We start from the raw sequence: 12,563 nt of genomic DNA, 5'->3' as shown, positions 1-12,563 counted from the left end.
GCGCTCGGCGCGCTCGTCCTCACGGGTCGGGGCCGGCTCCCATGCGGCGGCGGAAGGCTGCCATGGACCGGCGCAGTTCCGCCACGTTCGTGTGGGCGGGCACGGAGGAGACCGCCCGTGCGTGGGCGAAGGCCTCCCGGGCGTGGGGGAGCGCTTGGTCCCACTGCCCTGTGTGAAGCAGAACAAGCGCGATCCGGCTGTGCGTGATGGCCAGGGCCTTGTGATGGTCGCCGGGTCGTGTCCTCAGGGATTCGAGGAGAGCTTGAAGGTGGTCGGGGCCTGCGCCCAGGGCCCTGAGAACGAGGGCGCGCTGGTACTGGAGGGAAGCCAGGGAGTAGGTCTCGAAGGGGCTTGTCGCCTGATGGCCCTCCGGGTGTATGCGTACGGCGGTGGAGAGGGCGCGGAGCGCCGCGGGGCGGTCGCCGGCCCGGGCCAGGGCGAGGGCGCGACCGGAGTGAAGGAAGCTCCGGACGGCAGGGGCAGCGTTCGGGCCTGCGATCTCGATGGCGCGTCCGGTGAGCCTCAGACCGAGGGCACCTTCGCCGACACTGTCCGCGAGGCCGGCCAGAGCGCGCAGAGTGATGGCGTAGTCGGCCCGGGATCCGGCCCGTCGGGCAAGACTCAGCGCGTGCTGGTAGTAGCCCTGGGCGAGCCCCGGACGGCCGCTGTCGCCGGCTATGGCGGCTTGGACGTAGCTGAGCCGGGCGAGGGCGGTGAGGACTTCCGGCCTGTCGGTCTCGGTGCTGCGTACGAGGAGGAGGCGAGGTGTTTCATCGGCTATGTAGCGTGACAGGGTGCTTCCGAGCGTGAGACCCCCATAGCGCTGGACGTGCTCGAAGAAGAAGCTGCTGAGGTGTTCGAGGCGCTGTGCGGTGGGCGAGCGGAGGCTTTCGGAGCTCCGCAGCCGGAGCCCTGCCGCTGTGCTGAGTTCGGCTTCGATCTCTTGGCCGGAAAAGAGACGTTCAGAGCCGCCTTGTCGGCCGAAGTCGACGTGCGTGACGGCGAATTCGGCGAGCGCGAGGATCGGGTGCGTGCTGGAGGCGGGGGTCACGCGTTGGCGGGGGGCCAATCCCGTCCATTCGGAAGTCACCAGCCGGCCCAGGCGACGGCTGAGGACTTCGGCCACCAGCGCGGGTACGGGAGGACGCGGGCGCGACCCGGAGAGCCAGTGCGCGACCGCTGTCCGGTCGTACGTCAGGTGCAGGCCGTGGAGAGTGCCGAGCCGGTTGACTTCCCGGGCCAGCTCCCCGTTGGTCCACCGTGCCTCCCGCTGAAGAGCGGCCAGGCGAAGGTTACGCGTCCCCTTGGGCACGGCTTCCCCTGTCCGCCGGCCCCGGCGCGGCCCTGAGGGGGTGGAACAGCGGCCATGACGCCGGGTCCTTCCACCCTAGGACCGTCCGCGATACACGTCCCACCGAATTCCGGACAGCTCCGTGGAGGAGTTCGGGAGGACTTGGTCCTGCCCCCTCCTCAGGATTCTGAGCAGCTGAATAGATTCAGGTCTGTCACCAGTCCTCCCCGCCCCAGCTCCTGACCGGGCGGCTCAACTTGACCGGTGACCGCTTCCCGGGCCTCGCGGCGGCGGGGAGCAGACGAAGAAGGCGAAAGCACCGGCGATCCGCAAGGCACCGGGAGGGGGCAGAACGCGAAAGGGTCTGTCATGGTCTATCGCTATCGCGTTCGTCCACGGTGACAAGCTTTCTCAGCACGCGACGCGAGCCGCGACACGCAAGGGAACGATTCTCTACTCCCCAACGGCCGACTGCGAACAAGGGTCACCGCCACAGCCGTTGCCCCGACGCCGAGTGGATCACAGCGACCCCCGGGTCACCTCACGACGACCAAGCCCTCTGCGCTTGCTGTGGGCGTGACCGCCCGCGTGGGTCCCGGACGACCGGTCACGCCCGGACGACCGGTCACGCCCGGACGGCCGGCTCGGCCGCTGGGTTCCTGCTGCCGCGAACCGCCTACTGCGGTCCGTACTTGCGCCCCGTGCGCGAGGTGACCCCGCCGAGCAGTCCCCGGGGGGCGACCTTCACCAGCCCCATCAGCGCCTTGTAGCGCGGATCCGGGATCGACACCGTCTTCCCCCGGGCCAGATCCGTCAGCGCGGACGCCACCAGCTTGTCCGCGTCGAGCCACATCCAGTTCGGGATGTTGTCCGTGCCCATCCCGGCTCGCTCGTGGAACTCCGTCCGCACGAACCCGGGGCACAGCACCATCAGCCGCACCCCCGACCCGGCCAGATCCCGCGCCGCGCCCTGCGTGAACTGCACGACCCACGCCTTGGACGCCCCGTACGTACCGCGCGGCACGAAAGCCGCGACCGACGCCACGTTGACTACCCCGCCCCGGCCCCGCTCCCTCATCCCGGCGACAGCCGCCGAGGTCAGCCGCAGCACCGCCTCGCAGTGCACCTTCAGCATCGTCAGCTCGTCGGCCATGGACACCTCCAGGAAGCGCCCCTTGTTGCCGAACCCGGCGTTGTTGACCAGCAGGTCGACCGGGTGCGTGCGGTCCGCGAGACGCTTCTCCACCGCCTCGATCCCGCCCTCCGTGGACAGGTCGGCGCTCAGCACCTCGGCCTCGATGCCGTGCCGGTCGTGCAGTTCGGTGGCCTGCTCGCGCAGCCGCGCGATGTCCCGTGCCACCAGCACCAGGTTGTGCCCCTGGGCCGCGAGCCGCCGCGCGAACGCGGCCCCGATGCCCGCCGTCGCGCCCGTGATCAGTGCAGTCGTCATACGCGGCACGTTAGTGCCCCTCCTGGCCGAGCGGCGTACCCGCCCGCTGCGTCCAGGCCCTGTCGTCGAACTCCCGTCTGCCCCGCGGCGCCATGCACGCACTCTCGCCGCACCGGGCCCACGCCCGAGTACGTCCAGTACGAGGACGTACGCCCGGCACGCCGAGAGCACGCACCTGACCCCTCAGGGCCGCCCTCCGGGCGACGACGGGAGTTTGACGACAGGGCTTAGGGCGCGGCGGGGGCGAAGGACAGCATGCGGGCCTCGCGCACGGGCTTCCGGTCCTCGTCGCCGCTCACGTGCGTCGACGTCAGGACGAGCCGTCCGTCGACGTAGGCGGTGTGTCCCATGGACATCTCGTACTCCCACGGCGCCGTCGCCACCGGGTGCTTCACGACGTTCGTCTCCGTGCCGGCGCCGCGCGGGCCCATGAGGAAGGTCCGGCCGGGGCGGCTCGACGTGGCCGCCTCGTAGATCAGCATCGACCTGCCGTCCTCCGCGCGCAGCGGGTACAGCCTGCGCAGCTCATCGGATTTGATGCCCCACAGGAACGTGCCGGTCTTCACGTCGTACGCGCCGACCTGTTCGGTGCCGCCCAGCATGATGAGACCCTTGCCCACCCCGGCGCCCCGACAGGGCTGGATGTCCCCGCCGGCCCCCTCTCCGCCGCAGTGCTCGAAACCCTTGGCCCGGGCGTCGAAGGTGGTGCGGTGCTTGCCCTTGGGGTCCAGGACCGTGATCCGCCAGTCCCTCGCGGTGTCCTCGTTGTTGTAGGCGGTGAAGACGACCGGGTCCATGGAGATCAGACTGCCGAAGCTCCAGCCGGTCTTCAGCCGGTAACGCCACAGGACCTTGCCGGTACGCGGGTCGAGCTCGCGGACCTGGCCGTAGTTCTTGCTCCGGTCGATGGCGATCATGCAGTTCGAGGTCACCAGGAGCCGGGCGGCGCCGCCCGCCACGTCGTCGGGGACGCACTTGTTCCCGTTCTCCCGGGGGATCTCGTGGAGCTTGCTCCCGTCCTCCATCCGGTAGGTGATGGCCTGCATGTTCCGGGCGACGGACAGGACGTCGCCGCTGATGGCGCTGTGGACGATGAAGGTGTTGTCCCGGTCACCGGGCTCGTCCAGCTCCTTGTGCCAGCCCTGTTTCCCGGTCTTCAGATCGATCATCCGCATCCGGTTGCACTGGTTGCCCCGCTCGTTGTCCGGCCTCTCGTGATGGAAGACCACGACCTTGCCGTCGGGCGTCGGGTTGGCCGGTGTCTCGCAGACGGAGGAGGGCAGGTCGACGTTCCAGACCTCGGCGCCGTCCGAGAGCCGGTAGGCCGTGACCTTCCGGTGCAGGGCCTGGACCGCGGTGTCGCCGACGATCCACAGATCGTGGACCTTGTTGATCTGCTTCGGCAGGTCGGTCCTGTCGTCGACGATCCACGCCGCCGACTCGTCCGGCTTCCGGTCGGCGGCGACCTCCTTCGTCGTCGGAATGCGGCTCAGCTCCGGGCCGCCCGCCGCGGGGGTTCCGGACGGGGACCCCGGTCCGGAGGGCCCGGGCGACTCCTTCGCCACGGGCTTGGCGGGCTCGTCCCGCCACTGGTCGGAGAGCGCGTACGCCCCTCCCGCCACGACCACCAGCACCAGCGCGACGGCCGCGGCGACGACCGGCCCCCGGCCGAACCGGCGACGCGGCGGCGGCGGTGTCGGCGCGGTCGGCGGCCCGAACCCCTGGGGCGCGCCGCCCTCCGCGGCGTACGGGTTGCCGGGAACGGGCTGCTGCGGCGGGCCCGGGGAGTACCAGGGCTGCTGCGGGTCGGGCATGGTCTTCCCCCTGGGACGCCACTCGGCTCGAGGACTTCTCCTCGGGCACAGGTCACTGGTGGTGGACGCGCCGCACAACGATCCAGTTCCCGCCGCAACACCGGAACACCGCAACACCGCAACGTCGGCGGAGCACGCGGCGGATGACGCCACGTCACCGGCCCGGACGGCCGCTTCCCGCACCGGACGGCCGGTCCCTCCGTACCGGACCGCCGTTTTCCCCGCACCGGACGGCCGGTCCCTCCGTGCGGGACCGCCCGCCCGGCCCTCAGTCCTGCCGCGCGGCGTACTCCCGCGCCTTGCGCAGCGCTTCCGGGTGCAGCGCCTTCCCGGCGGCCAGCAGCGCGGGCAGCAGGGTGCGTTCGGTCGTCACCGCCCGGAACTGAAGCGCTGCGGTGACCTCGTGGTCCGGCCGGTGCACGATCTCGATGGGGTCCCCGGCGCGGACGGCCCCCGGTTCGATCACCCGCAGATACGCGCCCGTGGCGGCGTGACGGGTGAACCGCCGGACCCACCCCTTCTCCCCGAGGTGGTGGGCGAAGGTCCGGCACGGGATGCGGCCCGAGGTCACCTCCAGCACCAGGTCCGCGCCCACCCGCCAGCGCTCGCCGATCCGCGCGCCGCTGACGTCGAGGCCCAAGGTCGTGAAGTTCTCGCCGAACGCCCCGTTGACCAGCTTCCGGCCGCCCAGCTCCCGCTCCCAGGCGTCCAGCTCCTCCCTGGCGAAGGCGTACACCGCCTGGTCGCTGCCGCCGTGATGACGCAGGTCGCACACCGCGTCCCCGGCCAGTCCGCTGCCGCCGTCGCCCCTGGGGCCGGGGTCGAGGACCTCGACCGGGCCCTCCACCGGTCGCTTGTCGATCCCGGTGAGACCGCCCGGGCCGTCGGTGTGCGCGGAGGGGCGAGGTCGCCCGATGTTCACGGTCAGCAGCTTCATGGGGTCACGCTAACCGCCGTGATCCCAAAGGGTCCTCTCGTTAATTCGCCCAGGCTCCAAGATTTCCTTATGCTGGCTGGGTGATCGAAGCTCGCCACCTCCGTGTCCTGCGCGCCGTGTCCACCACCGGCTCGTTCTCCGCCGCAGCCCGCGAACTCGGCTGCACCCAGCCCGCCGTCAGCCAGCAGATGAAGGCCCTGGAGTCCTCCGCCGGCACCACGCTGCTGATCCGTACCGGACGCGAGATGCGCCTCACCCAGGCCGGCGAGGCGCTGGTACGGCACGCCTCCGGCATCCTCGCGGGACTGACCGCCGCCGAGGAGGAGGTCGCCGCCATCGCCGGCCTGCGCGCCGGCCGGGTCCGGCTGGTCTCCTTTCCCAGCGGCAGCTCCACCCTGGTCCCGGGGGCGCTGGCCGCCCTGCGCGCCGAACACCCCGGCACCCGCGTGTCGCTCGTCGAGGCCGAGCCGCCGCGCTCGGTGGACCTGCTGCGCGAGGGCGACTGCGACATCGCGCTGGCGTTCCGTTACGGGAGCACCGGCGGCGAATGGGAGGACCTGGTGGTCCGGCCGTTGCTCACCGACCGGCTGATCGGGCTGGTCCCGGAGGGGCACCGGCTGGCGGAGGCGTCGAGCGTGTCCATCGGCGAGCTGGCCGACGAGTCGTGGATCGCGGGCTGTCCGCGTTGCCGCCGACAGCTGGTCGAGGTCTGCGAGGAGTCCGGCTTCACCCCGCGCATCGACTTCGCCACGGACGACTACCCGGCGGTGATGGGGCTCGTCGGGGCCGGGCTCGGGGTGGCGGTGCTGCCGGAGCTGGCCGTCGAGTCGGTACGCCCCAAGGGGGCCAGGGCCGTGCCGGTCGAGCCCGCGATCGAGCGGGAGATCGTCGCGCTCACCCTGCCGGACCTGGCCCGGGTCCCGGCGGTGGCGGCCACCCTGGACCAGCTGGCGCGCACGGCCGCCCGCTGAGACCGCGCTGGGCCACGGCGCCCGCCGGGCCCCGCGGCCCACGGACGGTGAGGGGTCCGGCCCCGCTGCGGCTGGTCGCGGGCCGGATGGCTGAAGGTGTCGAAGAAACGTTTCTGCGCTCGGTTGCCGCGTACGGGTGTCAGGTGGTGCCCGGGCCCTGTCCGGCAGCGGGCGCCGCGGTGATCAGCCGGGTTCTGGCCCGGCCCATCAGCTCTTCGCGCTCGTCCTCCGTCAGGCCGCCCCACACTCCGTAGGGCTCGCGCACGGCCAGGGCGTGGGCCGCGCACTCGGCACGTACCGGGCAGCGCATGCAGACCTCCTTGGCGGAGGTCTCGCGGGCGCTCCGGGCCGCACCGCGCTCACCCTCGGGGTGGAAGAACAGGGAGCTGTCCACGCCTCGGCAGGCGGCGAGCAGCTGCCAGTCCCACAGGTCGGCATTGGGTCCGGGAAGGCGGGAGAAATCTGCCATTGCTTGTCCCCTCGGAGCTGTGCTGCGTCGGAAGCGGCATCCTCGACCGTCTGTGATCGACGGCCTCTGACGCTCGGACCGTCGGTGATCGGTGTGACCGAAGTCTCGACCGTACATCTGCGGTGCTAGTAGATGTAAATATGACTGATTGCGAATCTAGCCACAGACACCCTCAAAAGGGAAGAAATGGTGCCAAATAGGGCATGCCAACGAGTGAAGATTCGGTTGACGGGTGAATCACCCGCGCCGCTCTCCTCCGTATACGGCCCTTCACGTAGAGTGCCGAACCCGGCCGCCCGACCCGTAACTCTTTCGAGTGACCGTCGTTAAGGGAACGGATGCGGTTGACGGATATCCGGCTCGGGCACATGTCCGAGGGGGTCAACCGCACAGGTGACGACATGTATCAGCCTGGAGGCTCAAGGTGACGCGCATCAGCTGCGGAGGACGGTCATGACATCCGTCCTCGTCTGCGACGACTCCCCGCTTGCCCGAGAAGCGCTCCGTCGCGCGGTGGCCACCGTGCCCGGCGTCGAGCGCGTGACGACGGCGGCCAACGGCGAGGAAGTCCTCCGCCGCTGGGGCGCCGATCGTTCGGATCTGATTCTGATGGACGTACGCATGCCCGGTCTGGGAGGTGTGGAGACCGTCCGGCGACTGCTCTCCGCCGACCCCGGGGCCCGGATCATCATGCTGACCGTCGCCGAGGACCTGGACGGCGTCGCGCTCGCGGTCGCCGCCGGGGCCCGCGGGTATCTGCACAAGGACGCCTCGCGCGCCGAGCTGCGGGCCACCGTCACCCAGGCGCTGGCCGATCCGACGTGGCGGCTCGCCCCGCGTCGGCTGCGGTCCGCCGAGATGGGGGCGGCCCCCACGCTCACCGCGCGGGAGATCCAGGTCCTCGAGGGGATGAGCCACGGCCGCTCCAACGCGGAGATCGGCCGCGAGCTGTTCCTCTCCGAGGACACGGTCAAGACCCACGCCCGACGCCTGTTCAAGAAGCTCGGGGCCTCGGACCGCGCCCATGCGGTGGCCCTTGGATTCCGCTGGGGTCTGGTCCGCTGACGACCGGCCCGGGCCGCGCCCCGTCCGCAGACCGGCGGACGGGGTCACGGAGCGGGCCATCGGCTCCACACCCCCGTATCCGGGCGCCCGCTCATCGGCGCCATGTGACGCTTCCCGGCCGATGACGCATCCTTGAGTCGTGGAGTTCCTCAGGAACGATTCGGTCGAGCGGAAGGGGAGGGCGCAGGACATGACATCCGGCGCACCCGCTCATAACGCTTCGGTGCACAACTCGGGACGCGGTGGAGCGGACCCGGTGGCCTCAGGGCACCATGGTCCGATGCGCGATGACGAAACCACGGTGATCGGTGCCCTCGTGCACCGGGCCGTCGACGGTGACGCGCAGGCCACCCATGATCTGCTGGCCCATGTACACCCCCTCGCCCTGCGCTACTGCCGCTCCCGGCTGAACCGCCTTCCCGGTGATGCTCGCCACTTCGTGGAGGACCTGGCGCAGGAGGTCTGCGTCGCGGTGCTGATGGCGCTGCCGCGCTACAAGGACACCGGCAGGCCCTTCGAGGCCTTCGTCTTCGCGATCGCCGGGCACAAGGTCGCCGACCTCCAGCGCGCCGCGATGCGCCACCCGGGGTCGACCGCGGTCCCCTCCGACGAGATGCCGGAGCGGCCCGACGACTCTCTCGGCCCGGAGGAGCGCGCCCTGCTCAGCAGCGACGCCGCCTGGGCCAAGAAGCTCCTCGCCAACCTCCCGGAGAACCAGCGCGAGCTGCTGGTCCTGCGCGTCGCGGTCGGGCTGACCGCGGAGGAGACCGGCCAGATGCTGGGGATGTCCCCGGGCGCGGTCCGGGTCGCCCAGCACCGCGCGCTCAGCAGGCTCCGGGCGCTCGCCGAGCAGTAGGCACCCTCACCGCCCCCCGCCGGAGGCGCTGTAGGAAGCTACAGATCAGCCAAGTGATCTTGATCGTGGAATGAGACGCCCGTGGAGCCCGTTAGCATGGACATCCGCACCGATCAAGGCCATTTGGGGAAGGTGTCATGACTGCAAACGTCGACGGAGTGCCCGAGAAGTTCGCGACGCTCGGGCTGACCTACGACGACGTGCTGCTGTTGCCCGGCGCGTCCGAGGTCCTGCCCAACGCGGTCGACACCTCGTCGCTCATCTCGCGCAACGTACGGGTGAACATCCCCCTGTTGTCGGCCGCCATGGACAAGGTGACCGAGGCACGGATGGCCATCGCCATGGCCCGTCAGGGCGGCGTCGGCGTGCTGCACCGCAATCTCTCGGTCGAGGACCAGGTCAACCAGGTCGACCTGGTCAAGCGCTCCGAGTCGGGCATGGTCACCGACCCGATCACCGTGCACCCCGACGCCACGCTCGGCGAGGCGGACGCGCTCTGCGCGAAGTTCCGCATCAGCGGCGTGCCGGTCACCGACCCGGCGGGCAAGCTCCTCGGCATCGTCACCAACCGCGACATGGCCTTCGAGTCGGACCGGTCGCGCCAGGTGCGCGAGGTCATGACGCCGATGCCGCTCGTCACCGGGCGGGTCGGGATCTCCGGTGTGGAGGCCATGGAGCTGCTGCGCCGCCACAAGATCGAGAAGCTGCCGCTGGTCGACGAGGCGGGCATCCTCAAGGGCCTCATCACGGTCAAGGACTTCAAGAAGGCCGAGCAGTACCCGAACGCCGCCAAGGACGCCGAAGGCCGTCTGCTGGTCGGCGCGGCCGTCGGCGCCAGCCCCGAGGCGCTGGACCGCGCGCAGGCCCTCGCGTCCGCCGGGGTCGACTTCCTGATCGTCGACACCTCGCACGGACACAACAGCAACGCCCTCGACTGGATGGCGAAGATCAAGTCGAGCGTCGGCGTCGACGTCATCGGCGGCAACGTCGCCACCCGGGACGGAGCCCAGGCCCTGATCGACGCCGGAGTCGACGGCGTGAAGGTCGGCGTCGGGCCGGGCTCGATCTGTACGACCCGCGTGGTCGCCGGCATCGGCGTCCCGCAGGTCACCGCGATCTACGAGGCCGCGCTCGCCGCCCGTGCCGCGGGCGTCCCGGTGATCGGCGACGGCGGCCTCCAGTACAGCGGCGACATCGGCAAGGCGCTGGCCGCCGGCGCGGACAGCGTGATGCTGGGCAGCCTCCTCGCGGGCTGCGAGGAGTCCCCGGGCGAGCTGATGTTCATCAACGGCAAGCAGTTCAAGTCGTACCGCGGCATGGGCTCGCTGGGTGCGATGCAGTCCCGCGGACAGGGCCGGTCCTACTCCAAGGACCGCTACTTCCAGGGCGAGGTGTCCTCGGACGACAAGCTCGTCCCCGAGGGCATCGAGGGCCAGGTGCCCTACCGCGGCCCGCTGGCCAACGTCCTCCACCAGCTCGTCGGCGGCCTCCGCCAGACCATGGGCTACGTCGGCGCCGCGTCCGTCGACCAGATGGAGAGCAAGGGCCGGTTCGTCCGGATCACCTCGGCGGGGCTCAAGGAGAGCCACCCGCACGACATCCAGATGACGGTCGAAGCACCGAACTACAGCAGGAAGTAACGCGTCAACGCAGGTGAGGGGCGGTGCCGGGAACTCCGGTCCGCCCCTCACCTGCGTGTCGGGGATACTGGTCAGCGCAGACGTAGAGGGAAAGGCCACACATCGTGACTGAGATCGAGATCGGGCGCGGCAAGCGCGGCCGCCGGGCTTACGCATTCGACGACATCGCTGTCGTTCCGAGCCGTCGCACCCGGGACCCGAAGGAGGTCTCGATCGCCTGGCAGATCGATGCCTACCGCTTCGAGCTGCCGTTCCTGGCCGCTCCCATGGACTCCGTGGTCTCCCCGCAGCACGCCATCCGGATCGGCGAGCTCGGCGGTCTGGGCGTGCTGAACCTGGAAGGCCTGTGGACCCGGCACGCCGACCCGCAGCCGCTGCTGGACGAGATCGCCGAGATGCCGGTCGAGTCCGCGACCCGCCGGCTCCAGGAGATCTACTCCGCCCCCATCCAGGAGGAGCTGATCGGGCAGCGCATCAAGGAGGTGCGCGACTCCGGCGTCGTCACCGCCGCCGCGCTCTCCCCGCAGCGCACCGCCCAGTTCTCCAAGGCGGTCGTCGACGCGGGCGTCGACATCTTCGTCATCCGCGGTACGACGGTCTCCGCCGAGCACGTCTCGGGCGCGGCCGAGCCGCTGAACCTGAAGCAGTTCATCTACGAGCTGGACGTCCCGGTCATCGTCGGCGGCTGCGCCACGTACACCGCCGCCCTGCACCTGATGCGGACCGGTGCCGCCGGTGTCCTCGTCGGCTTCGGCGGCGGCGCGGCGCACACCACGCGCAACGTCTTCGGCATTCAGGTCCCGATGGCCACCGCCGTCGCGGACGTCGCCGGGGCCCGCCGCGACTACATGGACGAGTCCGGCGGCCGGTACGTGCACGTCATCGCCGACGGCGGCGTCGGCTGGTCCGGCGACCTGCCGAAGGCCATCGCCTGCGGCGCGGACGCCGTGATGATGGGCTCCCCGCTGGCCCGCGCGACGGACGCTCCCGGCCGCGGCCGACACTGGGGCATGGAGGCCGTCCACGAGGACGTGCCGCGCGGCAAGCTGGTCGACCTCGGCTCGGTCGGGACGACGGAGGAGGTCCTCACCGGTCCTTCGCACACCCCGGACGGTTCGATGAACATCTTCGGCGCCCTGCGCCGCGCGATGGCCACCACCGGCTACAGCGACCTCAAGGAGTTCCAGCGCGTCGAGGTGACGGTGGCGGACTCGCAGCACCGCCGCTGACCCCCCCCGTACGTACGCGGAAGGGCCCGGATCGTTCGATCGATCCGGGCCCTTCCGTATGCTGCCGCGGGGCGTCAGCCGGCCTTCTTGGCGCCACCGACGGCGGCGGCCGCGCCGAGGGCGAGGAAGAGGTAGGTCATGAAGTCGGCCTCCTGCGACCAGGCGTCCGTCACGGTGCCGAAGTGGTCGCCGACGACCTCGGAGAAGGGGATCTGCGCCAGGTCGGAGAGGACCATCGAGATGCCGACGAGCTGCCCGAGGTAGACGGCGCCGATCGAGAAGACGGCCGCGGCGCCGATGATCGCGGGGTTGGAGCCGCCGACCTTGCTCGACGCGAAGCCCACCAGGAAGCCGACGCCGACCGCCGCGTAGCCGACCTCGCGCTCGATCGAGCCCGCGATCACGCCGTACAGGATGCCCGCGACGACGGCCGCGCCCAGGGCGACCAGCACGCCGAGCAGGATGTTTTCGCGGGCCCGGGGTGCCGGGGCGAACGGCGCGCCGCCGCCGAACGGGGCGCTCTGGCCGGGCTGCTGACCCGCGAACGGGTTGCCGGTCGAGGCCGGGGGCTGCTGGCCGTAGGGGTGGCCGGTCGGGGCGGAGGGAGCGGGCTGCCCGTAGGGGTTGCCGGTCGGGGCAGAGGGGGCGGGCTGGCCCGGCTGGCCGGCGTACGGGTTGCCGTCGACGGGCTGCCCGCCGTAGGGCTGCTGGGGCTGGTTCGGCGGCTGCACGGGCTGACTCACGGTGGGGCTCCCCCTGGATGGCTGCGCACGAGTGTGCGATTGCGCACAACTGTGCGCGCTGTGACGCCGCAGGGTAGCAGTACGTACCGGAATCGGTC

11 protein-coding genes are annotated in these 12,563 nt (G+C 71.0%); 5 read left to right on the top strand and 6 right to left on the bottom strand.

Annotated elements, in window-relative coordinates; all coding sequences use genetic code 11:
• Positions 1–19: 19 nt before the first annotated feature.
• The 4 genes from AC3CH1_RS09270 to AC3CH1_RS09255 form a co-directional block, all read right to left on the bottom strand.
• Positions 20–1,312, bottom strand: a complete 1,293-nt coding sequence (locus AC3CH1_RS09270) for an NsdA family TPR-like regulatory protein (RefSeq protein WP_488462486.1) — start codon at positions 1,310–1,312, stop codon at positions 20–22.
• 655 nt (positions 1,313–1,967) lie between these two features.
• Positions 1,968–2,741, bottom strand: a complete 774-nt coding sequence (locus tag AC3CH1_RS09265) for an SDR family NAD(P)-dependent oxidoreductase (protein ID WP_488462485.1) — start codon at positions 2,739–2,741, stop codon at positions 1,968–1,970.
• 227 nt (positions 2,742–2,968) lie between these two features.
• Positions 2,969–4,555 (bottom strand): outer membrane protein assembly factor BamB family protein, encoded by a 1,587-nt coding sequence (locus AC3CH1_RS09260; protein WP_488462484.1) that lies wholly within the window; start codon positions 4,553–4,555, stop codon positions 2,969–2,971.
• A 268-nt stretch (positions 4,556–4,823) separates the two neighbouring features.
• Positions 4,824–5,492 (bottom strand): MOSC domain-containing protein, encoded by a 669-nt coding sequence (locus AC3CH1_RS09255; protein ID WP_488462483.1) that lies wholly within the window; start codon positions 5,490–5,492, stop codon positions 4,824–4,826.
• Between the two features lie 80 nt (positions 5,493–5,572).
• Here AC3CH1_RS09255 and AC3CH1_RS09250 point away from each other — a divergent pair, with 80 nt between their 5' ends.
• On the top strand, positions 5,573–6,463 hold the full coding sequence (locus AC3CH1_RS09250; RefSeq protein WP_488462482.1) for a LysR family transcriptional regulator: 891 nt from the start codon (positions 5,573–5,575) through the stop codon (positions 6,461–6,463).
• Positions 6,464–6,602: 139 nt separating this feature from the next.
• Here the strand turns inward: AC3CH1_RS09250 and AC3CH1_RS09245 are convergent, their stop codons facing one another.
• Complete coding sequence (locus AC3CH1_RS09245; RefSeq protein ID WP_488462481.1) at positions 6,603–6,932, bottom strand: WhiB family transcriptional regulator; 330 nt, start codon at positions 6,930–6,932, stop codon at positions 6,603–6,605.
• A 453-nt stretch (positions 6,933–7,385) separates the two neighbouring features.
• Between AC3CH1_RS09245 and AC3CH1_RS09240 the strand changes: the two genes are divergently transcribed.
• From AC3CH1_RS09240 to AC3CH1_RS09225, 4 genes are all read left to right on the top strand, one after another.
• Complete coding sequence (locus AC3CH1_RS09240) at positions 7,386–7,997, top strand: response regulator transcription factor (protein WP_003948568.1); 612 nt, start codon at positions 7,386–7,388, stop codon at positions 7,995–7,997.
• A gap of 280 nt (positions 7,998–8,277) precedes the next feature.
• A complete protein-coding gene (locus AC3CH1_RS09235) occupies positions 8,278–8,853 on the top strand; it encodes a sigma-70 family RNA polymerase sigma factor (RefSeq protein WP_030084428.1) in 576 nt (191 codons plus the stop codon).
• A gap of 137 nt (positions 8,854–8,990) precedes the next feature.
• Positions 8,991–10,493: an IMP dehydrogenase gene (gene guaB / locus AC3CH1_RS09230; protein WP_488462480.1), complete on the top strand. Its 1,503-nt coding sequence runs from the start codon at positions 8,991–8,993 to the stop codon at positions 10,491–10,493.
• A 104-nt stretch (positions 10,494–10,597) separates the two neighbouring features.
• Positions 10,598–11,722 carry a GuaB3 family IMP dehydrogenase-related protein gene (locus AC3CH1_RS09225; protein ID WP_007453079.1) on the top strand — a complete coding sequence of 375 codons (1,125 nt, stop codon included), beginning with the start codon at positions 10,598–10,600 and terminating at the stop codon, positions 11,720–11,722.
• A gap of 74 nt (positions 11,723–11,796) precedes the next feature.
• On the opposite strand, the gene AC3CH1_RS09220 is transcribed toward AC3CH1_RS09225, so the two are convergent.
• Positions 11,797–12,465 carry a hypothetical protein gene (locus AC3CH1_RS09220; RefSeq protein ID WP_488462479.1) on the bottom strand — a complete coding sequence of 223 codons (669 nt, stop codon included), beginning with the start codon at positions 12,463–12,465 and terminating at the stop codon, positions 11,797–11,799.
• Positions 12,466–12,563: the final 98 nt, after the last annotated feature.

The sequence above is a fragment of the Streptomyces sp. MGP-P1 genome (genome assembly GCF_057766565.1).
The sequence above is the reverse complement of the archived record's forward strand: the minus strand, read 5'-3'. Positions and strand labels throughout refer to the sequence as shown.